The organism is Pseudomonas salomonii, assembly GCF_900107155.1.
Lineage (GTDB): Bacteria > Pseudomonadota > Gammaproteobacteria > Pseudomonadales > Pseudomonadaceae > Aquipseudomonas > Aquipseudomonas salomonii.
The window spans coordinates 191,797-214,616 of sequence record NZ_FNOX01000008.1; the positions used below are offsets into that span (position 1 = coordinate 191,797).

At 60.2% G+C, this 22,820-nt stretch carries 18 protein-coding genes and 1 pseudogene; 12 read left to right on the top strand and 7 right to left on the bottom strand.

Translation table 11 applies throughout. The features are described from left to right. Positions 1-41: 41 nt before the first annotated feature. A complete protein-coding gene (locus tag BLV67_RS19265) occupies positions 42-272 on the bottom strand; it encodes a hypothetical protein (protein ID WP_065931771.1) in 231 nt (76 codons plus the stop codon). Between the two features lie 136 nt (positions 273-408). Continuing rightward, positions 409-672 carry a hypothetical protein gene (locus BLV67_RS19270; RefSeq protein WP_065931770.1) on the bottom strand — a complete coding sequence of 88 codons (264 nt, stop codon included), beginning with the start codon at positions 670-672 and terminating at the stop codon, positions 409-411. Between the two features lie 407 nt (positions 673-1,079). On the opposite strand from BLV67_RS19270, the gene BLV67_RS19275 reads away from it, so the two are divergent. Together BLV67_RS19275 and BLV67_RS19280 are read left to right on the top strand one after the other, a co-directional pair. Further along, a complete protein-coding gene (locus BLV67_RS19275) occupies positions 1,080-1,529 on the top strand; it encodes a hypothetical protein (RefSeq protein ID WP_050547738.1) in 450 nt (149 codons plus the stop codon). 132 nt (positions 1,530-1,661) lie between these two features. Next, positions 1,662-2,681 (top strand): ABC transporter substrate-binding protein, encoded by a 1,020-nt coding sequence (locus BLV67_RS19280; protein ID WP_069785716.1) that lies wholly within the window; start codon positions 1,662-1,664, stop codon positions 2,679-2,681. A 142-nt stretch (positions 2,682-2,823) separates the two neighbouring features. Here the strand turns inward: BLV67_RS19280 and BLV67_RS19285 are convergent, their stop codons facing one another. Further along, the gene (locus BLV67_RS19285; RefSeq protein ID WP_069785717.1) at positions 2,824-4,950 is read right to left on the bottom strand and encodes a TonB-dependent receptor; all 2,127 of its coding nucleotides are present in this window, start codon (positions 4,948-4,950) and stop codon (positions 2,824-2,826) included. A 94-nt stretch (positions 4,951-5,044) separates the two neighbouring features. Further along, positions 5,045-5,434 carry a DUF2946 domain-containing protein gene (locus BLV67_RS19290; protein ID WP_069785718.1) on the bottom strand — a complete coding sequence of 130 codons (390 nt, stop codon included), beginning with the start codon at positions 5,432-5,434 and terminating at the stop codon, positions 5,045-5,047. Positions 5,435-5,526: 92 nt separating this feature from the next. Here BLV67_RS19290 and BLV67_RS19295 point away from each other — a divergent pair, with 92 nt between their 5' ends. The 8 genes from BLV67_RS19295 to BLV67_RS19330 all read left to right on the top strand — a co-directional run bounded on the left by BLV67_RS19295 (position 5,527) and on the right by BLV67_RS19330 (position 13,548). Then, positions 5,527-5,964 (top strand): DUF3995 domain-containing protein, encoded by a 438-nt coding sequence (locus BLV67_RS19295; protein WP_058421820.1) that lies wholly within the window; start codon positions 5,527-5,529, stop codon positions 5,962-5,964. Positions 5,965-6,095: 131 nt separating this feature from the next. Then, entirely contained in the window at positions 6,096-7,496 is a 1,401-nt protein-coding gene (locus BLV67_RS19300; RefSeq protein WP_069785722.1) for an amidase, read from the top strand. Positions 7,497-7,717: 221 nt separating this feature from the next. After that, a complete protein-coding gene (locus BLV67_RS19305) occupies positions 7,718-8,476 on the top strand; it encodes a DeoR/GlpR family DNA-binding transcription regulator (protein ID WP_017134612.1) in 759 nt (252 codons plus the stop codon). Continuing rightward, positions 8,454-9,734, top strand: a complete 1,281-nt coding sequence (locus tag BLV67_RS19310) for a Zn-dependent hydrolase (protein ID WP_065931766.1) — start codon at positions 8,454-8,456, stop codon at positions 9,732-9,734. Before BLV67_RS19305 ends, BLV67_RS19310 begins: the two co-directional genes overlap by 23 nt. 8 nt (positions 9,735-9,742) lie before the next feature. Then, positions 9,743-10,699: an aminoglycoside phosphotransferase family protein gene (locus tag BLV67_RS19315; protein ID WP_069785719.1), complete on the top strand. Its 957-nt coding sequence runs from the start codon at positions 9,743-9,745 to the stop codon at positions 10,697-10,699. Next, positions 10,696-11,631, top strand: a complete 936-nt coding sequence (locus BLV67_RS19320) for a choline kinase family protein (protein WP_065931764.1) — start codon at positions 10,696-10,698, stop codon at positions 11,629-11,631. Before BLV67_RS19315 ends, BLV67_RS19320 begins: the two co-directional genes overlap by 4 nt. Before the next feature lie 133 nt (positions 11,632-11,764). Continuing rightward, positions 11,765-12,016, top strand: a complete 252-nt coding sequence (locus BLV67_RS19325; protein ID WP_069785720.1) for a hypothetical protein — start codon at positions 11,765-11,767, stop codon at positions 12,014-12,016. Continuing rightward, complete coding sequence (locus BLV67_RS19330) at positions 12,016-13,548, top strand: sodium:solute symporter family protein (protein WP_069785721.1); 1,533 nt, start codon at positions 12,016-12,018, stop codon at positions 13,546-13,548. The genes BLV67_RS19325 and BLV67_RS19330 overlap by 1 nt, the downstream gene beginning before the upstream one ends. Before the next feature lie 59 nt (positions 13,549-13,607). Here the strand turns inward: BLV67_RS19330 and BLV67_RS19335 are convergent, their stop codons facing one another. Then, positions 13,608-14,018, bottom strand: coding sequence for a DUF6896 domain-containing protein (locus BLV67_RS19335; RefSeq protein WP_065931761.1), 411 nt, complete (start codon positions 14,016-14,018; stop codon positions 13,608-13,610). Further along, positions 14,015-18,634 (bottom strand): annotated as a pseudogene (locus BLV67_RS19340) (RHS repeat-associated core domain-containing protein). Before BLV67_RS19340 ends, BLV67_RS19335 begins: the two are co-directional and overlap by 4 nt. Positions 18,635-18,889: 255 nt before the next feature. Between BLV67_RS19340 and BLV67_RS19345 the strand changes: the two are divergent. Together BLV67_RS19345 and BLV67_RS19350 are read left to right on the top strand one after the other, a co-directional pair. Next, entirely contained in the window at positions 18,890-21,382 is a 2,493-nt protein-coding gene (locus tag BLV67_RS19345) for a TonB-dependent siderophore receptor (RefSeq protein WP_069788777.1), read from the top strand. A gap of 90 nt (positions 21,383-21,472) precedes the next feature. After that, positions 21,473-21,802 (top strand): hypothetical protein, encoded by a 330-nt coding sequence (locus BLV67_RS19350; RefSeq protein WP_065912151.1) that lies wholly within the window; start codon positions 21,473-21,475, stop codon positions 21,800-21,802. A gap of 13 nt (positions 21,803-21,815) precedes the next feature. On the opposite strand, the gene BLV67_RS19355 is transcribed toward BLV67_RS19350, so the two are convergent. After that, complete coding sequence (locus tag BLV67_RS19355) at positions 21,816-22,715, bottom strand: LysR family transcriptional regulator (RefSeq protein WP_069788778.1); 900 nt, start codon at positions 22,713-22,715, stop codon at positions 21,816-21,818. Positions 22,716-22,820 lie beyond the last annotated feature (105 nt).

A 22,820-nucleotide genomic window follows, 5' to 3' on the forward strand; every position in this document is an offset into this window, starting at 1 on the left:
TGTGAGGCCTTGGACGCGACAGAGTTCAGGATTTACACAGGTCAGGAATTGAGTGCACCTGAATCCACGGCGGACTTCAGCGCCTTGGCGGCATCTTTGCCGGCAATGGCCGCAGCGTCGGCGGTTTTGAACCAACGATCTTTTTCGACCTGATGCGTGGTGACCGCGGTCAACGGTGGTTTGGCTCGCATAATGATCACCGCTTGAAACTCACCGTCTACTTCCCGCGCATCGCCATGGATGAAAAATTCGCCAATATCAAATTCCGTCACGTATTGCCTTCCCTTCAAGTTAACTGCATCAAGGTCACTGCACTGATGAATTGCGACCCGCAAGGGACACATTTCAATGGGCGGGTCAGTATGGCAGTAGTTGAAGGGCGGCGGCGCAGTAAAGTCACGCGGGTGACTAAACCATCGCGCCGTGAATTGCATTCAGGCTGGCTTCGAGCTGTTTGGCCAATTCACAGGCCTTCGAGTGCGTGCTGCGAAAGCCTTTGATCCTGCCGCTGGTCACTTCCAGGATATGAAAGAAATTGCGCCCGGCCGGTACTACTTGGTAAAGAACGCAATTGGAGTACCCGTTAGGGTTATGTAAGCAGTAGTATTGGCGCTCGTCGGGACATGATGAACGAGTGCGGGACGACATAACGGCGTGTTGACGTGGTTGCATGCTCAGCTCCTGTCGATCGATCTTGTGGACTTGCCAGCAGCGTTTCGAGTGGTTTTGAACCGGGTTGCTGTTTTAGTATTGTCGTTGGCAGCCGATGCCTGGTTCCATTCCGGGTGTTATGTAATGTGTAGGCTGTCGGAAATCGCGTTTTTAACCGGGTTATTCTCTGAAGTGGGTCGGTGCGAGTTCTCGGGCGGCTGAACCTGTGATTTGCTGTGTCGCCTGATGACCTTGCATAAGGTCCATCGTGCATCTCTGTACTAGTCTTATGGCGTGGCGGCAGGTTTTCTTCAGCTTTTTACGAATGTGTGATCGAGCCGTAACGGCCGTTTTTTTGTGCTGCCCGCTCCGGCGGTCAGTGCCTTTTTTGATGTGGGGGCGTTTCCTTGGCAGTCAGTAATCTGGATATGCACGCGTTATTCGTGCTGGGTGATTTGCGCGCAAAGTTGGTCAAGCAGTTTCAATCCCGTTTCGTTTACATCACTGAACAGACGCCGGAAGGCATTTACATCGCCGAGATCGATACCGAATCGGCGCTGGTCGTGGATGACAAGCCGCGCCTGGAACTCAAGGTCGGTGACCATTTTCGTGCCGCCGTGTTGCCTAGCCGTGAAGGCGGCAAGTTCGAATTGAAGTTTCGCGACATCAAGTTGACGGTGTATGGCTTGGGCGATTACGCCTTTGTTTCGTCGACCGAAGGCCAGGGCATCGTGTTCAAGGAAGGCCACAGCGTGATGCTGGTGTTCGCCGCCAATGAACAGTTGCAGGAAGGCTTGACCAAAACCCTCAAGGCCGTGACCGGCAAGGCCGCCAAATGGCGCAAGGGTGAACTGGTGACGTTCAAGGCCAGTGAGTAACTGCTAAACACTCTGTGTATTTTTGCTCCTCCGGAACCTCTACTACAGTTGAGTTGACTTAACTATTCAGAGGCTTCGCGCATCCGCAGCAAAGCCGCCCGCTATGGCTGTGAAAATGCGAGGTGCAAAGGCATGAAAGGATTGAGAACCCGGGTGGTTGCGGCTGCGGCTGCGGCGCTGACGACCATGAGTCTGTCGTTGCCGGTATCGGCTGCGCAAACGCCGGTGCACTTTGCCGACCTGAACTGGGAAAGCGGCAGCCTGATCACCGAGGTGCTGCGCTTTATCGTCGAAAAGGGCTATGACCTGCCCACCGATACGTTGCCCGGTACCACCATCACCCTGGAAACCGCGCTGGCGAAAAATGACATCCAGGTGATCGGCGAAGAATGGGCCGGCCGCAGCCCGGTGTGGATCAAGGCCGAAGCCGAAGGCAAAGTCATCGGCCTGGGCGATACGGTCAAAGGCGCCACCGAGGGTTGGTGGGTGCCGGAATACGTGGTCAAGGGCGACCCGGCCAAAGGCCTCAAGCCGCTGGCGCCGGACCTCAAGACCGTGCAGGACCTGGCGCGTTACAAGGAGGTGTTCAAAGACCCGGAGTCGCCCGGCAAAGGGCGCTTTCTCAACAGCCCGATCGGCTGGACCTCGGAAGTGGTCAATGCGCAGAAGCTCAAGGCTTATGGCTTGAACGACAGCTATGTGAACTTCCGCAGCGGCTCGGGTGCGGCGCTGGATGCGGAGATTGCGTCGTCGATTCGCCGGGGCAAGCCGGTGCTGTTCTACTACTGGTCGCCAACACCCTTGATGGGCCGCTACAAGTTGATCCAGCTGGAAGAACCGCCATTTGACGCCGATGCCTGGAAGACCCTGACCGATGCAGACAACCCCAACCCACGGCCGACCCGCTCGTTGGCGTCCAAGCTGAGCATCGGTGTGTCGACACCGTTCCAGCAGGCGCAGCCGCAGATTGCCGAGTTCTTTACCAAGGTGCAGTTCCCGATCGAGCCGTTGAATAAAGCCCTGGCGGCGATGAGTGAAAATCACACGGCGCCGCGTGAAGTGGCGCAGGTGTTCCTCAAGGAACATCCTGAAGTGTGGAAAGCGTGGTTGACGCCGGAGGTGGCGCAGAAGGTTGAGGCGAGCCTGAAGTAACCGCAGCTCTTTCTATCGTATAAAGATCCAAATGTGGGAGCGGGCTTGCTCGCGAATGCGGTGGTTCAGTCAATCTATCCAGTGACAGACACACCGCATTCGCGAGCAAGCCCGCTCCCACATTTTTTATTGCATTGCAGGTTTAGAATCGGGTTTGTACGGCCAACTCAAACGTCCTCGGCGAGCCCAAATAGTAAGCCGGCGACACATGCGCAAACTCGGCATACACCTCATTGGTCAGGTTACGCACCCGCCCGGTCACAGAGGTATGTGAATCCACCTTGTAACGCAGGAACGTGCCGAACAGCGTATAGGCCGGCACCGTCTGGGTGTTGGCATTATCGGCATACACCTGGGCCACATACCGCGCATCCACACCGCCTTGCCAATCCTCGGCAAAATCATACGTCAGCCACAGGTTACCCACACGATTGGGCACGTTGGTGGGCGTATTGCCCTTGCGCGACACCACCGCGCCGCTGGCGATTTTCTCGTTGAAGTCATCGTACTCGGCGTCCACCCAGGCAACGTTGCCTTCGGCCAGCAGCCGTGGCGTGATGCGTAACGAGCTGGCCAGCTCGATGCCCTTGGAGGTCTGTGCACCCACCGGGATGCTGTTGTTCGGGTCCAGCGGGTCGGTGACGGCAAAGTCCTTGCGCTCGATCCTGTAGGCGGCGACGGTGGCCGAACCGCGACCGTCGAGGTAGTCGAACTTGCTGCCGACTTCCCACTGTTTGCCGGTCGACACGTCGAACACTTGCGTTGTAGTGGAGGGCTGCTCCGCTGCGGTGCTGTATTGCACGTACACATTGGCCGATGGGATGAACTGATACGTCAGGCCCACGCGGCCGGTCACCGGTTCCCAGCTGCGCTTGAAGTGCCGTGGGTTGGTGGCGGTGATCACGCGATGGTTGGTCACGTCCAGGTCGATGGCGTCGTAACGCAGGCCCGTGAGCAGCGAGAGTTTATCGGTGAGGCCCAGGCGGTTTTCCACAAACAGGGCTTTGGTGGTGACCTCGTTGGTCTTGTCTTTGATAAAACCTGGCTTGGTGCCCGGAATGTCGTAGAAGTGCCCTGGGTTGTAGGCGTTCGGGTCCACCGTGCTGTTGCCCGGCACATTCAACGGGTTATTGGTGGTGCTGTTGACCTTGTACTCGAAGCCACCGGACCAGGTGGTGGACAGGCCGAACACGTTGTCGTCATGGCGCAGCTCGAACTGGTTGCCGTGCTGCTCGCCCTGGTGGCGCACCTGGTAGGCGGTCGAGCGGTTCACCGCGCTGTTGTCGGCGTTGTATTGGTAGGTTTCCAGGTTGCGGTAGTCGCGCTGGCTGTCCAGGTGATACAGGGTGTTTTTCAGTGTGGTGCTGTCGTTGATCCGGTAGTCGATGATCGAACGCATCCAGATCGTGCGTTGCTCGTAACGACCGTCGGCGACGTTGTAGTTGTTGAAGCGGTTGTGCTTGTCGATTTTCAACTCACCCGCCTTGGGGTTGAGCGCCGGCGTGCCCCAATACGGGCTGTCTTCATGTTCATCCTGGTATTCCAGGGCCAGGGTGTGGGACAGGTTGGGGGTGAGGTCGCTGAGCAAGGAAAACGCCAGGCTCCAGGCATCTCGCTGGTCGCGGTCGATGTAACTGTGGTTGGTGTTGCGGCTTACATCCAGGCGGGCGTAGTGCTGCACCTCGGCGCCGGGTTCGGTCAGGGCGTGGTTGAGGCCAAAGGCCATGCCGGCAGTGTGGTAGCTGCCATAGCTGAGCTGGCCTTCGGCGGCGTGTTCCTCACGGGTGGCCAGCTTGGTCACGTAGTTGAGCGAGCCGCCCACGGAGCCGGCGCCGTTGATCAGGGAGGACGGGCCCCCGACCAGCTCCACTCGGTCATAGATCCACGCATCCACCGGTCGCGCCAGGCCGGTGGCGACGTTGATACCGTTGAACATCTGGGTGATCTGGCTGCTGGTAAAACCACGATAGGACACAAACCCGCCAAACCCCGGCGGCGCACTGGCGTTGACGCCGGGCAAGGTGTTGGCCGCATCGCGGAAGGTCTTGGCGCCATGGCGCTCAATGTCGTTGCGGTTGGCAATGGCCACCGACGCCGGGGTTTCGCGCAGGCTTAAACCCAGGCGTGAGGCCGTGCCGCTGGATTGGTCCAGGGCCAGGCCCGGTTCGCCGGTTTGTTCGCCATCAATGGTGGTGGGGGCCAGCTCAAGCGCCCAGGCACAGACCGGCAGGCAGCCGAACAGGCCCGCCAACAAGGGTAAATGTTTCATGGTTGAATCCTGAAAATCTTGGCTTGAAAACAACGCACAGCCGCACGTATTCCCGTTGGGAACGTTGGCCAGTGCAGATCAGAAAGCGCAGGAATCAGGCGAAAGCGGGAGGCGCGCGCGGGTTGGCCGTGGGCCAGGTGAAGCGGGCAGGAATATCAGCGGCAAGCACCACCGCCGGCGGTGGCGCGTGGGGTTGCGGCAACACCGCTATATTGAGGCTGGAACTGAGTGCCGGGCCCATGCCGCCGGTCGAGCACAGTGGGCAGCCGAACGCCTTGGACAGCGTTGGCAGGTTCTCGTCGGTGGAGGTGTTCTGCGCAGGCGCCTGGGTGCGCGGGTCGACCGTGCAAAACTGGCCGCCGATGCCGTTGAGCTGCATGCCCAGCATCTGCCCATGACCAATACTGCACGCGAACACATTGAACAGGACGCAGCAATACAGCATCCAGGCAATGAGTGAGCGGTCGGCACGGGCGATTTTCATGGGGCGGCACTTTACCATCAGCCGCCGACGAAATGCCTACAAAAAATCTCAGGCCGACTATCCTCATTCGCACCTTTGAGGGAGCGCCTGCCATGAGCTTTTTCGTCGCACGCTGGATCGTCGCGATTTTTACCTGCATCAGCATGGTGCATCTGTACTGGGCCGCCGGCGGCAAGCTCGGCAGCCTGGCCGCCATCCCCGAATTGCCCGGCGAGTTTGCCCAGGGGCCGCGACCGGCGTTCAAACCATCGGCGTTGGGCACGTTTCTGGTGGCGCTGGGCTTGGTGGCGATTGCCTTGCTGGTGTGCCTGCGGGCCGGGTTGTATTTTTCGCCGGTGTCCCACGGCGCTCTGCAATGGGGCATCAGTGCGATTGCCTTGGTAATGTTCGCGAGGGCGATTGGCGATTCGGAACTGGTGGGCTTTTTCAAGAAGGTGAGCGGGTCCAGATTTGCCCGTTTGGATACCTACTTCTACTCACCCCTGTGCCTGGTATTGGGGGCGGGTTTGTTGATCGTGGCGTGGAATTGATAACAAAACACACAAAAACCACATACTCAACAAAACCCACTTGACACGCCACCAGGCGTGGGCGTTTATTGACGTACCCACCGGACTCATGTGCAGACGGCCCAGGATACTCAATGAACACCGACCTCTTGATGCCCACTGTGATCGACGCTGCCGAGGCCATTCGTTCGGGCACGCTGTCTGCGGTACACCTGGTCGAGCAAAGCCTGCACGCAATCGAAATCCACAATCCCACACTCAATGCGTTTGGCGACGTGTACGCCGACGCGGCATTGGCGCAAGCACAGGCGCTGACCGAAGAGGCCAGGGCAGGGCAGTTGCGTGGCCCGCTGCATGGCGTGCCCTTTGGAATCAAAGACCTGTTTTCCACCGCCGGCCTGCGCACCACCCGAGGCTCGTTGACCGGGCTTGAGCATGTGCCCAGCCAGGATGCGCCGATCATTCGCCGCCTCAAGGACGCCGGTGCAATCATCCTCGGCAAAACCGCCACCACCGAATTTGGCTGGACCGGCGCCAGTACCTCGCGTGTGTTCGGCAACGGCCGCAATCCCTGGAACCCACAGCTCACCAGCGGTGGTTCCAGCTCCGGCTCGGCGATTGCCGTGGCGGCACGCATGGTGCCGGGCACGCTGGGCTCCGACGGTGGTGGGTCGGTGCGCATTCCGGCCGCGTTCTGCGGAGCGTTCGCGATGAAGGGCTCCTTGGGCCGCATTCCGACCTGGCCATGGTCGGCCACCGAAATGCTCAGCCATGCCGGGCCGATCACGCGCACAGTGCGCGACAGCGCTTTATTATTCGACATTCTTTCCGGGCCGGATCCGTTGGATCATCAGGCCTTGCCGGCCCTGACTGAATCCTGCCTGGCACGTTGCGACCAGCCACTGGGGCCGCTGCGGGTGGCGTATTGCCCGACATTGTTCAACACCCCGGTCGACCCGGTCATCGCCGCTAGCGTCGAGGCCGCCGTGTACAACCTGTCGGAACGTTTGCCGGTCACCGTGACCACCCTGGAAGTGGACTGGCAGGACCCTCTCGCCACGTTCGAAACCCTATGGGTCGGCGGGCGCGGTATTGCCTACGGCAAAGCCCTGGCCGATCGCCTCGACCAACTGGACCCAGGCTTTGCCGCGTTGATCCAGCGCGCGGGCGAGTACGACCTCGGTGCCTACCTCAAGGCCGTGCAGCAGCGGGCGCAGTTCGCCAACCAGGTGCACGCGCTGTTTAACGATTACGACGTGTTGCTGCTGCCGACGCTGCCAACCCTGCCGTTCGCCGCCGACCAGGTGGCGCCCGACGGCTGGCCAGGCGCAGACGGCGCGGTGCCCTGGGCACGTTGGACACCCTTTACCTACCCGTTCAATATCACCGGCAACCCCGCCGCCAGCTTGCCTTGCGGCTTCAGCCCGAGCGGCTTGCCGATTGGGTTGCAAGTGGTCGGCCCGCGCTTTGCCGACGCCCAGGTGTTGCAGTTCTGCGCTGCAGTGGAGGCCATTGCGCCTTGGGATCAGCACCTGCCTCCTTTGTTGTCCTGACCTGATTACCCGTGGAGCCGGCTCGTTAGAAGCCTGCCCTGGACAGATCCTTTTGTAGTGTTTCTGCCCTTTCACACCGTTATGAGTGAGAGGTACCCGTGACCCGATCAACCGCCGTCAATCGTGCTTTTCTCCCTGCCGGAGCGGTGCATGCCGCGTACCGTGGCGGGCGCAAAGCGCGCGATACTGATGGCTCGAATTTGCCTTGGAATGCACCTTTTATGCTTAACCAGCCACGTCTCGACGAAATCATGCTCATGCTCACCCAACATCAGCGCGTCAAGGCGTCGGACCTGGCGCAAGCGCTGTTTGTCAGCGAAGAAACCATTCGGCGCGACTTCAAATACCTGGAGGAGGCCGGCAAGTTGCGTCGCATCCATGGCGGCGCGATCCTGCCCAGGCTTAACGAAGAACAACCGCTGCAAGTGCGCACCCGCATCAAGGCCCAGGCCAAGACGCGCATGGCTGTCTGTGCTGCCAAACTGGTCAGCGAGGGCATGGTGCTGTTTCTCGATACCGGCACCTCGACCTTGGCCCTGGCCCAGCAATTGATCGGTTTCAGCCAACTGCGCATCATCACCAACTCGCTGGACATCGCGCAGTTGATCACCCAGCAAAGCAGTAACCAGGTGCTGGTGGTGCCCGGCGATGTGCGCCGTAATGACAACGCGCTGATCGGCGCCCACACCCTGGAATTCGTCCGCCAGTTCCACTACGACATCGCCTTCATGGGCATCGGCGCCGTGGACCTGCAGTTGGGCTTCATGGACTACCAGGAGCCCGAGGCGCTGCTGCGCCGCACCCTGACCCAGCACTGCCTGCGCAGCGTCATCCTCGCGGACGACGCCAAGTTCGGCCATCGCACGTTCATCAACACACTGCCGTTCAGCGCCATCACCACTTTGGTCACCAATCGCCCTCCGTCCGCGGAGTTTGCGACCTGCCTGGAGCACGCCCATGTCGACATCCTTTACCCCTGAGTGGCTGTCTCCCAGTGAGGCGGACATCGAGGCGTTCGAGACGCTGTTTCGCGACAGCTCGGCCATCGGCGCGACACCGGCAGGTGGCTTGCACCGCCTGGCCGCGTCGGCCGAAGACGGCGCAGTGCGTGACCTGTTCAGTGCGTGGCTGCGCGAACGCGGTTTCGAAGTGCGGGTAGACGCCATCGGCAATCTGTTCGGGCTGATCACCTTCAACCCGGACGCTCCCTATGTGCTGTGCGGCTCACACTTGGACAGCCAGCCCAGCGCAGGGCGTTTCGACGGTATCTATGGGGTCTTGGCCGGCGCAGTGGCCGTCGCCAGCCTGGCGCGCCAACTGCACGCGCGCGGCGAAACCCCGGCGTGCAACCTGGCGGTGGTCAACTGGACCAACGAAGAAGGCGCGCGCTTTCAACCCAGCCTGATCGGCAGCAGTGTGTTTACCGGCGACCTGGCGCTGCACGACGCCTGGGAATGCCGCGACGGCGACGGCATTCGCCTCAAGGATGCGCTGCAAGCGATCGGTTATCTGGGCGACGGCCTGGTTGAATTGAAGGTGGCCGGTTACGTGGAAATCCACGTTGAACAAAGCGATGGCCTCGAAAGCCAAGGCCTGGACATCGGCGTAGTGCGTGAAACCTGGGCGGCGCTCAAACAGCGTATCCGTTTCGACGGCGAACAGAACCACACCGGCCCAACCCCGATGGCCGCCCGCAAAGATGCCTTGCTCGCGGCGGCCCATGCGATAACCACCGTGCGCGCCGAAGCGGACGTGCACGGGCTGCAGTTTCACAGCTCGGTAGGGCGCCTGGAAATTTACCCCAACTCGCCCAACGTAGTGCCGTCGCGCGTCACCCTGCATGTGGAATACCGCTCGCCGGACACGGCATTGCTGGCGGTTGCCGGTTATCGGCTGGATGCCAGCCTCAAGGCCGTCGCCGCCTCGACCGCAACCACTTACGAAGTCGAAAGCCGAGCCCTGCGTGCGCCGATCACGTTGCACCCTGGGTTTGCCGAATTGGCCTACGGTGTCGGTCAACAGCTGGGGCTGGCCGTCGGCAACAGTGTTACGGTCTCCGGCCACGACGCCATCAGCCTCGGCCGGCATTACCCGGCGTGCCTGTTGTTCATTCCGAGCAGCAACGGCGTGTCCCATAACGAGGCGGAGTTCACCCACGACCGCGACATGCGCACCGGCCTGCAGATGCTGACGGCGCTGCTGCATTGCGCCTGTACTTCCCCAAACGCTTACCGGTGAGGGACGCCATGTCCAACCGTACTGATGCACTGTCGCGCCTGATGGGCGCCCTGGAGTCCGCCGGCCTGTCCGCCCATGTCGAGGTCATGGACGGCACGGCCGGTATCGCCTCGCCGATACGCCTGGCCACCGAGTGGACCGGCTTTCATCTCACGGCGCCCTGGGGCCGGTGCTACGCCAAAGTGCTGCACGACGACATGCGCGCGCTGATCGACATCGAGCGCACCGGCCGCGCCACCCAACTGGCGGCTGACTGTGACGTAACCCCCGGCGTGCGCCTGGTGGATGCGGCCGCCGGTGTGCTGCTGCTGGATGCGTTGCCGGCCCACGAGTGGCGTTGGGCACGGCTCGATGAGTTGCTGCAACCCCAGCGCCTGCAAGCGCTGTGGGCCTTGAAGCGGCAGTTGCACGTCGGCACTTCACCGGGCTTCAACCGCTCGCCGCTGCAGGATATCCAGCGCCTGCGTGAGCTGTGCAGCCGCGATGGCGTGGGCTTGCCCGCTGATCATGGGTGGATTGAAACCTGCATCGATCTGGCCTGCACCGCGCTGCAATTGAACCCCGGCACCTGCGTGCCCTTGCACGGCGATGGGCTGGCGAGCAATGTGATGATCGGCCCCGGCGGCGCGCTGCAATTGATCGACTTCGACTACGCGGGCTGCTTTGACCCCTGGTACGACGTGGCCCTCAGCCTCAACGAGTTGTATGCCTTCGAAAGCCAGTGGCGTGACGGCATCAAGGCGTGGGCCGGTGAGTGTCGCGAGTGCGATTACGCCCGCTGCCGCCTCTACGCGCTGATCAATGATTGGTACTGGTCGCTGTGGGGCTTGTGGGTCGGCGCGACTTCGACGCGGCCTTTGGAGTTTTCCAAGGTGGGGCAGTGGACCTTGCTGCGTTGCCGGCAAAGCTTGCAAGACCCGCGGTTTGAAAGTTGGTTACGGCAGGTACAGGAGAGGCAGGCATGAAAGCAATGGGTGAGGCCTGTACGCCTCAGGAATGCCAATTGGAGGCCGCCGTGCGCGGCGTGCGCGATTGGGGCGGTTCGGGCATTCGTTACGAGCCGGTCAGCGGCGGGATCTCCAACAGCAACTGGCGGGTCGAGGTCAGCGGGCTCGACACCGCCTACTTCTTCAAAGTACCCGGTGCCGGCACCGAGATGTTTATCGACCGGCGCACCGCCCATGACGCCAGCGTCAAGGCCGCGCAAACCGGCTATGGCGCGCCGGTGTTTGCCTTCCTCGAAGAGTTCGGCGTTGAGGTCTTCGAGTTCATGGAAGGCTGGCGAGCCTCTTCGAATCAGGACTTTCTCGACCGCGATGTGCGCCATAACGCCCTGCATGCGCTGAAAGCGTTCAACGACCAGTCGCCGCTGTGCCAGACCAAAACCGTGTTCGACATGATTGCCGAGCATCAGCGCCAGGTCGAAGAACTGCACGGCTGCACGCCCAGTGATGACGCCTGGCTGCGCCGCCAGTGCGACCGCGCGCGTGGCGCGTTGCAAGCGTCGGGCATCGACCTGGCGCCGTGCATGAACGACACGCTGGCGGGCAATTTCATGCTCAATGACCGACGCCAGATTCGCCTGGTGGACTTTGAATACGCTTCCAACAACGACCGTCATTACGAACTGGCGCTGTGGTTTGGCGAGATGTTCTTCACCGACGAGATGGAACTGGCGCTGATCGAAGACTATTTCGGCCAGGTCACCCCGCAACGCCTGGCGCGGATCAAATTGCACAAGGCCCTGGCCGACATCAAATGGTCGACCTGGGCGATGGTCCAGCACGCGGTGTCGCAGCTGGATTTCGACTTCTACAAATACGGTGCCTGGAAGCACATGCGCGCCCGTAGCGTGATCAATGATTCGCAATGGGAAACCTGGCTAAGACAGGCCTGAGCCTGCGCCAGCACAATAACGACGCGTCACCCTGTAGCTCTTTTGGCGCTGGTTTGCGCTGACGTTTCACTGCTTGATTTTTTGATTGATCACACAACAAACCGATCCAGAAATTCAAGGAGCACCCTTCATCATGAAACCTGCAAGCGCGTCACCCGCACGCCTGAGAAACCAGATCTTTGGTGGCTACTTTTTCCTGTTATTGATGCTGGCGTTATTCCCGCCGTTTTACTTGAGCGTGAGTGGCAGCCGCGCCCTGGTGGTGGGCATCCCGCTGCCGATCTTCTATTGGATCGCCATTGCCGTACTCGCCGCCCTGGGTGTGTGGGCGTTGTATCTGGTCGAACTCAAGGCCGGCGAGATTCCTGACGAGGAGGGCGTGTGATGATCAGCACCAGCAGCGATGCCCACTTGTTGATTACCTTCGGTGTGATTGGCCTGTTCCTGGCCGGGATGATCGCCGTGCTCTATGCCACCAACCGCGAAAGCACCAGTTTTTCCGATTACGCCGTTGGCGGGCGCTCCTATGGGCCGTGGTATATCGCCATGTGCTACACCAACTCCTGGTGGCCGGGCTCGACCTTCACCGCGTTTTTTGCGCTGAGCGTCGGCGGCGCCCTGGGTTTCTACGGCATGGTCTATGCGACCCTGGGCGTGACCGCGATGTACCTGATGGCCAGCCGCGCCTGGACCTGGGGCAAACGCTTCAACCTGCGCACCCAGCTGGACCTGCTGGGCATGCGCTTCGGCAGCCCGGCGGTAAAGCGGGTGGCCTCGATCATCGGCATCATCTCGGTGTTTCCGTGGGTGGTGATGGGCATCCAGGCCCTGGCGATGCTGTTCCAGTTCGCCAGCTTCGGCCGCTGGGGCGTCACCACCTGCCTGTTTGCAGGCGTGGCGGTGGTACTGATCCGTCAGTACTGGACCGTGAGCATGGGCATGCGCGGGTTGATCATGACCGACATGTTCCAGGGCCTGATCGCCTACGTGGTATGCGCCGGGGTCTGCGTGTTCCTGCTGTTCGGCGATCAGGCCGCGTTTTCCAACCTCGCGCAATTGCCGGAAAAAATGCTGCAAATCCCCGGCGCCACCGGCAGCGGTTATGGCCCGATGTACATGTTCAGCCTGATCTTCACCGGCGTGATCGGCTCGATGTGCTGGCCGATGAGCTTCCAGCGCATCTACACCGCCAGCGGCGTGCGCGCGGTGAAAAAGGGCACGCTGTACACCATGCTGCTGGTGGGCGGCTTCTATGGCATCCTCATGCTGTTCGCCGCCGCCATCAGCCAGGACCCCAACGTGCTGGCCCACCCGCAACAAGGCTGGTTCCTCTCGCTGTTCGACATTGGCGGGCCCTGGCTGCTGGCGCTGGCCATCGTCATCGTACTGGCCGCCAGCATCGGCCACGTCGACGGCTGCGTGCAGGTCTGCGGCACCCAGTTCGCCAACGACCTGGCCACCTGGAACACCCCACGCACCGACCGCCAACTCACCGTACTGGCCAAGGCCGGCATGGTGGTGTTTATCGTCGCCGCCTCGGTGCTGGCCTACCTGACCTTCGATTATTCGCGCCTGCAATTACTCGCGCAGATCTCCTACCAGGGCATCATTCAACTGGCCGTGCCGCTGTTCTTCGGCATCTTCAGCCGCCGGGGCAACAAACAAGGCGCGATTGCCGGCATGTTGGTGGGGATTATGGTGGCGATTGTGCTGACCACACTGTACCCGGATGACATCCCCACGCTGGGGTCGTTGACCAGCGGGATTGTGGGGCTGGTGGTGAATGCTGCGATTTTTGTGGTGTGTGCGCTGGTGATCAAGCCGAGCGCAGTGGAGAAAGCGCGGGTGGAGGGGTTGTTTGAGATGGCGGCGAGTGGGCGTGGGGTGCAGGTGGAGGGTGCGCCGGTTATGAGTTGAGAATGGATAGGGGCTGCGGTGAGTGGCCCCGTTCTTTCCTATGACGGGTTTTCATACAGTCACTTGCGCAAAAAGTATAAGTCAGACGCAGAGTCATTGATTTTTATGGCCTTTCCTTCTTTCAAATACTCATCGAACTCACGCTCGAGCCTGTTTTGGTTGGTGTATTTCTTATATTTTTGCGGTACTTCGCAGGCGTATGTATATAACCGCCAGGGATCGAAGCCGTCTACCCGATCATTCGGACCGTAATCAAAGTCGACACATATCTCGGACAGGTAAACTCTACAGCCAATGCCATGCAGCTCGTAAGTCACATCATTGGTGACGTTCCCTCTTTGCGGGATCTTCTTGGATCGCCAAAGGCTTAGCAGATTTTTAGTTCCGAATGAGCGTTCGAGCAAATCTGTTGCTTTTTTTACCTGTATTAAATATTCGGTGATCAAATTTTCCAGGGTCTGGGTTTTCATCGTCTGGGTTTCTCCAATCGATCAAGTCCAACTGCATTTGAGGCATCTATCACATCTTTAGCGCTGCTAAACGAGCTTTCGTGACTATTTATGTTTTCGATCCGCCTAATGGTTACCGGTGTATGGGTTTGTCTTGCGGCTGAAGCTCGATGGTGACCATCAACAATATACCTCCGCTCGTTATGTTCAACTACGTCAATGGGCTTTTTTACGTCATAGCCGTTACTTCGCATACTACGGGCGATATCTTCAACTCGTTTGGTTGAGCGTTTTCCTTCAATGCTGTGTGTGCGATTTAACGTAGTCGCGTTAACTCCATGAATAAGCGGAGTCGACGGAAGCCCTTCATCCACTGCGGCTACGTGGATTGGGTCGTCTGCACTGATCTGTGGTTTGCAACCGTCCTCACCAGGGCAAGTACTTAGGCCCAGCGGATCGACCCACCCCGTTGGATTGGGCACATACCGGTAAGTATTAATCCCACCCGCCAGCTTCACCGGATCCGGCGTCAGGTAGCGACCAATATCTGGATTGTAGTAGCGATGGCGGTTTTAGTGCAGCCCGCTTTCCGCATCAAAATATTGGCCCTGAAAACGCAGCGGATTGTCGATTTTTCTGACGTCGAGGCGGGCGATTTCGCCGTAGGCGCGGTAATGCGCGGACCAGACGATTTCGCCTTCGGGGTTGGTCAGTTCCTGCGGTGTGCCGAGGTGGTCGAGTTGGTAGTGAAAGGGCTTTGTTTCTTGTGGGCCAAAGCCTTCCAGCAGTGCCAACGGGCGAAAACTGTCTGGCTCGTAGATATAGCTGCGATGCCGATCCGCGTGGTGTTCAGCTACCAGCTTGTCGCCTTGCCAGAAAAACTCCGTGGTTATCCCATCCACAGTCTTGCTGATCCGCCGCCCAAACGGGTCATAGCGATAGCTGGCGGTTTGCCCGTTTGGTTGAGTAATACCCACCAACCGATGCTGGCAGTCGTAGCGGTATTCCGTAACGAGCTGATGCCCCTTGCCACGCCGCTGTCGGATCAAATTGCCGAAGGCGTCGTAGTCGTAATGATGATCGCCTTGGATCATCAACCGATTCCCCGCCACGATGTCCGGGCCGGGACGGTCTTGCATGAGCAGGTTGCCGGCGGGGTCGTGGCCGAAGCGTTCCTGCGCGTCTTGCGAGTGATCTGCGCGGGTCAGGCGGGCGAGGGGGTCGTAGTGGTAGTGGTGTTCGCCTTTGCGGGTGTCGAGCAGGCGGGTGAGGTTGCCGGTTTTGTCGTAGTCGTATTGGCGTTGGTAAAGCGTGTGTTGCTGTTGGCTGACGGCGTGGGCGTGCAGGCGGTTCTGGTCGTCGTAGTGGTAGTGGCTGAGGAGCTGGCCTTGTTGGCGTTGGTGTTCGCGGCCGGTTTTGAACAGGTGGGAGGTGAGGGTTTCACCGTTCAGTTCGACGGTGGAAAGGTGACCGCCTTTGTCGTGGTTGAACACCAACCGGTTGTTGTCCGGCAGGCGGAGGTTCTTAAGTTGGCCGCAGGCATCGTAGCCATAGCGCAAGGTGCCCCAGCCTTGGTGTTCGGCGGTGAGGCGGTTTTGTGGGTCGTATTCGTAGGCCAGCGCCCAGTGGCCGTCGTCGGCGCTGAGGAGATTGCCCTGGCGGTCGTAGGCATAGTCGACAACATTGCCGTCCGGCAGGGTTTTTCTTACGAGGCGCCCGGCGTGGTCTCGCTTGTAGCGGGTAACGAGCTGACTGCCGTCGTCGCCGTGTTCGGTTTTTTCCGCAAGGTTGCCGTTGAGGTCATACACATAGGCCGTGCGCTGGCCATCAAAGCCGATTTCCTGCTGGATCAGGCCATTGGGGTGGTAATCGAGCCGGTAGGTTTCGCCTGCCTCGTTTTCGATGGAGGTCAGCAGCAGGCGCGCATTGTCGTAGCGGTACTTAACATGGGTGCCGTCGGCGTTGATTCGGCGGCTGATCAGGTGCAGGCCGTCGGCGTATTCGTAGCGGGTGACGTGGCCGAGTTCGTCGTGTTCGGCGGTGATTTTTCCGTAGGCGTTGTAGCTGTATTCGCGCGTTGCGCCGCCTGGCTGGGTCAGTTTTCGCAGGCGTCCGGCAGCGTCCCATTGGTACTGTGTGAGCTTGCCGAGTTCATCTTCACGAGTAACCTGCCGACCAAGGTCGTCATAGCGATAACGCTTGATACCCCCATTAGGCAGCAGCTCCTCAAGCAACTGCCCGCGCTCATTCCAGACCAGCCGATGGCAACTGTTGTCGGGAAACCAAACCCCCGTCAGCTGCCCATATTTGTTGTAGCTGTAGTCCGTGACATTGCCATCAGGATCGGTCTTGCGAATGACGTCGCCCTGATCATTGCGCTCATACTTCCAAACAGCCTCACCACGGCGCACAACGCGCACGAACCCGTTGTCATGCTCGTAGGACGTCGGCTCATCGTCCCCCGGAAACAACGCCACCAGGCGTCCGGCGTCGTCGTACTGGTACGCCGTCACCGCCCCAAGCGGGTCCTGCTCGACCGTCAGGCGGCCCTTGTCGTCATAAGACTTGAAGTGTTCAGCGCCGTCCGGATCAATCCGTTGCACCAGCCGCGCACGATCATCATGGACATACACTTCCCGGCTGCCATCGGCGTTATGCACCGTGACACGGCCGTCGTCACCCCAGGCATACCGCGTATCCATCTGCGAAAAGCTGGCCCAATGCCGAACACACCGCGCCGCCTTGCCCGCTCGTTCCCATTCCCAAAAGAAACTCGCGCCACCGGCCAGTCCACGCTCAAGAATGACGTGCTGCTCGTCGTACCGATAAACCTCGCGTTCGCCTACAGCATTGGTCGCAGAAACCAGTCGCCCAAGGTCGTCATAGGCGTAGGAAACAACCTTCTGCTCGGTCACCCATTCAAACGGTTCATGCCCCTTGGCTCGATGAACCTGATAGTCCACCGCCACAATGCGGCCCAATTCGTACCGCAGAAACAGCGAGCGCCCCACACCGTTATCCAGCCGCTCAACCCGCCCCAAACGATCGTGAAAAACGCGCAGCCGGTTGTCATACGCATCGCTGATGGCAACCAGAACGCCATCGTGGAAGTGATAAAACCGCGACGCCTGAGCCAGCACCAACTCATCAGGCAATTCCCCCAAATAAATCGCCGCTTCAGCCAAGCTATTGGTAATCGCCGGTCGAGCAGCGGTAGGCAGTACAAACTCAGTACGGCGATTTTCATGATCGGTCCACACCACCGAATCACCCGAAACCACCAACCGCTGTGCCAGTGAATGGCTCCAGCCAAACCCCAACCCGCCATCCACTTCCACCGCACTGGTGCGATACAGCCGTGTCCACTCAAATGGCAAAATCCCATCCAACGTGCCATCTGTGAGGGTCAGCAATTCCTCGCCGGTGACCATCGACACGGGGCAACCATTGGTAACGGTTTTGTCCGCCGCAGCTGCAGCATCGCCATTCAGGTTTTTGCCTGAAGCTGGCACGTCATCAACACGCTCTTTCTGCTTCAGTACCGCGTTCTGCCGCGCCCGCCAGCGCATTTGCAGCGTGCCTTGCTTCAACCCGCCAACCACACCGCGAACCGCCACCGCCTTGTAACGGTCCACCGCCTGCATGAATGTGGTCAGCATCCCGAGCAGGCTCCTGACAAAACCCACCGCGGCCTCCAGCACCCACGCGCCGTATTTGGCCAGCCGCAAGCCGAGATAAGCCACGCCCGCCGCCGGCAACGCGATGGTCAGTACTGCGCCGATCACCAGATCAATCAGCAGCGACACTACAAACCCTGCCGCTGTCTCCGCGATTTCGCCGGGTGGCAGCGCGTCCAGCCAGAGCATCGCGGTGCGCAATATCAGGTACAGCGCGGCCTCATCGCTGGCCAGTAACATGGCCTGTTCCATGACCTTGGGCGTATCGGTGGCCAACTGCGCCAACTTGGCGGCCTCGGCGCCGAGTTGCTCAGCGAATTTCAGCGGGTCTTCAAGAATCGCCTGCACCTGCTTGATGCTGTCCCACACGTCGCGGATTGCTGCCCAACTGCCCGCCAGTACACCGTTGCCAATCGCGCTGGCGGTCGATTGCTGCCAATAGGGTTTGAAATCTGTCCACTGCTCGCGCAGCCAGTGCTCCAGGTCGGCCGTCAGCCCTGCGTAAGAGGCAAATAGCGCGTCCACTTGCTGCGCAGAAACGCCGCCCTGTACCCGCACCTGATAGCGCCCGCCAGCGGCGCAAAAATGCGAGCCCTTGCCGTGCTCATCGAGCATGACAAGCGTGGAACTGCCGTCATCCAGCCCGACAACCTCAACGGTGATATTGCCGATCGGCACCTCATACACCGATTCGAACAGGCTCTGGATTTTCAGCTCGCCGCCCGCCGGGCACTGGGCCACGGTGGAAAAGCCCATGTCAGTCATACTCACGGACTGCTGCGCATCGCCAACCCGCAGCACGCGGTCCATGCCCAGCAGCGACGGCATGTCCGCCGCATGGCTGAGCGTATCCAACGCCCGCGCATACCAGGCGCCTATCTGCTGGCGATACTCCGCCAGGCTCTGATGAAAGCCATTGAGCTCATGTTCGATAAAGGCGATGTGGGCGGCGTTGGTCATCCGTGACGTCTCGGCAAAAAGGGCAAGGCGTCGGAGTCTGCTGCAGGAAAAAGCCGCTGGACGAATGGTTGAAAAAATCAGAATGGGATGACGCGGGACGGGTAAAAACCGCGAAAAACTATCCCGAAGGACTACGCGAAAAAGCGACCCGGCTCATTGCAATAAAGTCATGCAAATAAAAATGACTCTCATCCTTGCCCGATTTGGCGACATGGCCGTCATGGTTAATAGAACCTCCATTACGCAGGATTTCCCATGTCGCGCCTTGCTCGTCCCTTGCACCCACTGGCCCTGTCAGTGGCGATGGCTTTTGCCGCTGTGCCGTTGTTCGTCGTCCAGCCATCCTTTGCCGAAGAAACCGGCAGCACGTTGCGCCGGTTCTCGATTCCCGCCGGTGACTTGAGCCAATCCCTCAATAGCCTTGCCGAGCAGGCCGGGCTGGTACTGGCGTTTGATCCAGGCTTGACGCGCGGCAAGCACAGCAACGGTGTGAGCGGGCAATACGACACCGACGTGGCACTCGCGCAATTGCTCGCGGGCAGTGGCTTGCAGGCCATCAAGATCTCCGCCGACCGTTACCGCCTCGAAGCGATCCCGGACGATGGCGGCGCCATGCAGTTGCAGGCCACCACCATCAGCGGCGCCTACCAGAGCGAAAGCCCGACCGGGCCGGTGGCGGGTTATGTCGCCACCCGCAGCCTGTCGGGCACCAAGACCGATACCGCGCTGATCGAGACGCCGCAGTCGATTTCAGTGGTCACCAAGGACCAGATGCGTGCGCAAAACGCCGAAAGCCTCAACCAGATCCTGCGCTACAGCGCTGCCGTGGTGCCGGAAACCCGTGGCGCCACGGCATCGCGTCTTGATCAGTTGACCATTCGTGGTTTCGCCCCGGCTACCTACCTCGACGGCTTGCGCATGCCGTCCAGCCGGGATGCCTTGCCGCAGAAAGACGCCTTCGACCTGGAGCGCGTCGAAGTGCTGCGCGGCCCGGCCTCGGTGCTGTACGGGCAGGGCACGCCAAGCGGGGTGATCAACATGGTCACCAAACGGCCACTGGACACGCCGTTTCATGAAATCGGCGTGGAGTACGGCACCTTCAACAAGAAGCGCACCACCTTCGATCTGAGCGGCCCGCTTGATGATCAAGGTGTGTATGCCTACCGCGTGGCGGGGTTGTTCGATGACGCCGATGGCCAGGTCGAACACACCGAAACCCGCCGCCAGTCGCTGTCCAGTGCCTTCACCTGGCGGCCGGACGATGCCACCTCGCTGACCTTACTCGGGCATTTCCAGAAAGACCCGAAGGGCGCGTCGTACGGCTCGGTGCCGGCCTGGGGCTCGGTGCTGCGCAGCCCTACGGGACGCAAGATCGATGTGGACTTCTATGACGGTGAAAAGAACTTCGAGAAAAGCGACCGCGAGCATTACTCCCTCGGCTATGCCTTCGAACATCAGTTCAACGACGTGTGGACGGTGCGTCAAAATGCTCGTTACCTGCGCGCCGAAGGCGTCTACCGCAGCATCTACAACAGCTACCTGATGGGCGATTACCGCACCTCCAAGCGCTCGACCATCGCTGCCGACGTGGACATGGATGCCTACACCCTCGATAACCAGGTGCAGGCCAAATTCGACACCGGGCCGTTGCAGCACACGCTGTTGATGGGGCTCGATTACCAGAACACTCGCACCGACACCAAGACCGGCTATGGCAGTGGCCCGGACCTGGATATCTTCGACCCGGTCTACGGCGCGCCGGTCACCACGCCCGCGTTCATCACCGACGCCACGGCGCGCAGCGAGCAGACCGGTGTTTACCTGCAAGAGCAAATGAAGTGGGACCAATGGGTGCTGTTGCTCGGTGGCCGCTATGACTGGGCCAGCACCGACAGCACCACCAAAACCATCAGCTCCGGAGCCAAGAGCAAGTCGTCGCTGGACAGCAAGGCGTTTACCGGACGGGTCGGCCTGGTCTACCTGTTCGATAACGGCCTGGCGCCGTATGCCAGCTATGCGGAGTCGTTCAACCCGCAATCGGGCACCGGTTACGGCGGTTCGGTGTTCAAGCCCACCGAAGGCAAACAGTATGAAATCGGCATCAAGTACCAGCCGCCGGGCAGCAACAGCTTTATCACCGCAGCGATTTTCGACCTGCGCCAATCCAACGTACCGACCATGGATCCGGACCCAACCCACCTGTGCGGCAGTGGCCGCTGCCAGATCCAGGACGGCGAACAACAGTCCCGTGGCTTTGAACTGGAAGGCAAGGCCAGCCTGAATGACAACCTGGACATTACCGCGGCTTATGCCTACCTGGACAACCGCGCGAGCAAATCCAACAGCACCGTTCGCTACGCGCCGATCAGCGATGTTGGCACCGGGCCGGCGGTTCCCGTTGAGGGCACCACCACCTACGGCGTACCGCGCCATACCGCCTCGGCGTGGGCCGACTACACCTTCCACGACGGCCGGCTCAAGGGCTTCGGCGTGGGCGCCGGCGCGCGGTATGTGGGGTCGTCCTGGGGCGATACCGCCAACACCCTGAAAGTGCCGGGTTACACCTTGATGGATGCGGCGCTGCACTACGACATCCCGAATATCGCCAACCCCACGGACAACCTGCGCCTGGCGCTGAACGCCACCAACCTGGCGAACAAGGAATACGTGGCCTCTTGCTACTCCTACTCGTGGTGCTGGTATGGCTCGCAACGCACCGTGCAGGCGAGCGCCACCTACCAGTGGTAGTAATTGCCGATAAGGCAATTTAATGGCCCCTTTGTAACAAAATCCCCGCCAAAATCACTTTTATTTTCAGGTGGTTAGGTGGGGATGCAAATGCGCACTGTTGGAATGATGCTGATCGCCTGTTCCCTGGTCGGCGGCGCGGCGAGCGTGCAGGCCCGAGAGTTGCGCGAGGGCGACAAGTACATGTGCAGTTGGGGCGCCGGCACCGCCGCCAGGGCTCAGGAACTCAAGCTGTCGGGTGTGTCGCTGTATGCCGCGCGCCAGAAGATCCAGACCATCAAGTTCAGCAAGTCGTGGATGCGCATGATGGCCATGGGCATCACCGAGCAGACCTACGACAGCCGCTCACGGCTCAAGCCCGAGGTCATCCGCCAGAGTTTTTATCAGGACTGCCTGCGCTACAAAGTGGCGCGTAAATGATCGCTGCGCCGGTTCAGCGTGACAGCGGCGAACCGGCGTCCTCCTGGAAAAACGCGCGGGCTATTTCGATAAAACGCCGATTGGCCTGCGACAGGTACTCATTGGCACGCCAGCACAGGTTGAAGTGCATGAACTGCGCGGGTTCGAAGGAAACGCCCACCAGTCCCGCTTCCTGGATTTGAACCGAACGCAAGAGGGTGGACGCGCCCATGCCGTTGCGCGTGGCGGCGATCACCAGCGGCACGAAGTTGCTTTCCAGGGCAATGTTGAACTGCACGCAGGCGTTGCTGCAAAAAGTATCCAGCAGGTGGCGTTGCAGGAACGTGTTGTCGAACACCAGCATGGCCTGATCCTGCAAGCGTTCTGCCGGGATCGAGGCGAACCCGGCCAATGCATGCTCCTGGTTCATGCACAGCACCATCTCATCACTGCCGAGCCATTCCGATTGCCACTGCGGATTGACCCGCCGTGACTCCAGCAGTGCCACGTCAATGTTGCGTGTGGCCAGGCGTTCGCTGATGTCATCGGCACTGCCTTCCACCACATGCATGGCAATCCCCGGATAGCGCGCGCGAAACTGCATCAGCAATTCGGGAATATGCCGGATGCCGTACATGGGCGGCACGCCGACGCGGATCTCGCCGCTGTGCAATTGGTCCAGGTCCTGCAGTTCACGGCGGGCGCCGGCAAGCCCCTGCAAACATTTTTCGGCGTGGGCCAGAAACAGTTGGCCTTCGGCCGTGACACTGATCTGGCGCGTGGCCCGGTTGAACAGCGCCACCCCCAGCTCATCTTCCAAGCGACTGACCGCCATGCTCAGGGCCGGCTGTGCTACGTGCAAGGCCTGCGCGGCTTTAGTGAAACTGCCTTGGCGAGCAATCTCTACGCAGTACTCCAGCGCTTTAAGATTCATAGAGCTCACATAACAAAGAATGATAACAGGCTTCACAAATGGATATTTTTTGTGATGAGCGCAAGTCTATAACCTGTCGTCATTCTTCTCCATGCCGGATTTCAT

Excerpts from the sequence above, each read along its gene's own strand:
- BLV67_RS19270 (WP_065931770.1), bottom strand. The coding sequence starts at position 672 with ATGCAACCACGTCAACACGCCGTTATGTCGTCCCGCACTCGTTCATCA.
- BLV67_RS19275 (WP_050547738.1), top strand. The coding sequence starts at position 1,080 with ATGCACGCGTTATTCGTGCTGGGTGATTTGCGCGCAAAGTTGGTCAAG.
- BLV67_RS19280 (WP_069785716.1), top strand. The coding sequence starts at position 1,662 with ATGAAAGGATTGAGAACCCGGGTGGTTGCGGCTGCGGCTGCGGCGCTG.
- BLV67_RS19285 (WP_069785717.1), bottom strand. The coding sequence starts at position 4,950 with ATGAAACATTTACCCTTGTTGGCGGGCCTGTTCGGCTGCCTGCCGGTC.
- BLV67_RS19290 (WP_069785718.1), bottom strand. The coding sequence starts at position 5,434 with ATGAAAATCGCCCGTGCCGACCGCTCACTCATTGCCTGGATGCTGTAT.
- BLV67_RS19295 (WP_058421820.1), top strand. The coding sequence starts at position 5,527 with ATGAGCTTTTTCGTCGCACGCTGGATCGTCGCGATTTTTACCTGCATC.
- BLV67_RS19300 (WP_069785722.1), top strand. The coding sequence starts at position 6,096 with ATGCCCACTGTGATCGACGCTGCCGAGGCCATTCGTTCGGGCACGCTG.
- BLV67_RS19305 (WP_017134612.1), top strand. The coding sequence starts at position 7,718 with ATGCTTAACCAGCCACGTCTCGACGAAATCATGCTCATGCTCACCCAA.
- BLV67_RS19310 (WP_065931766.1), top strand. The coding sequence starts at position 8,454 with ATGTCGACATCCTTTACCCCTGAGTGGCTGTCTCCCAGTGAGGCGGAC.
- BLV67_RS19315 (WP_069785719.1), top strand. The coding sequence starts at position 9,743 with ATGTCCAACCGTACTGATGCACTGTCGCGCCTGATGGGCGCCCTGGAG.
- BLV67_RS19320 (WP_065931764.1), top strand. The coding sequence starts at position 10,696 with ATGAAAGCAATGGGTGAGGCCTGTACGCCTCAGGAATGCCAATTGGAG.
- BLV67_RS19325 (WP_069785720.1), top strand. The coding sequence starts at position 11,765 with ATGAAACCTGCAAGCGCGTCACCCGCACGCCTGAGAAACCAGATCTTT.
- BLV67_RS19330 (WP_069785721.1), top strand. The coding sequence starts at position 12,016 with ATGATCAGCACCAGCAGCGATGCCCACTTGTTGATTACCTTCGGTGTG.
- BLV67_RS19335 (WP_065931761.1), bottom strand. The coding sequence starts at position 14,018 with ATGAAAACCCAGACCCTGGAAAATTTGATCACCGAATATTTAATACAG.
- BLV67_RS19345 (WP_069788777.1), top strand. The coding sequence starts at position 18,890 with ATGTCGCGCCTTGCTCGTCCCTTGCACCCACTGGCCCTGTCAGTGGCG.
- BLV67_RS19350 (WP_065912151.1), top strand. The coding sequence starts at position 21,473 with ATGCGCACTGTTGGAATGATGCTGATCGCCTGTTCCCTGGTCGGCGGC.
- BLV67_RS19355 (WP_069788778.1), bottom strand. The coding sequence starts at position 22,715 with ATGAATCTTAAAGCGCTGGAGTACTGCGTAGAGATTGCTCGCCAAGGC.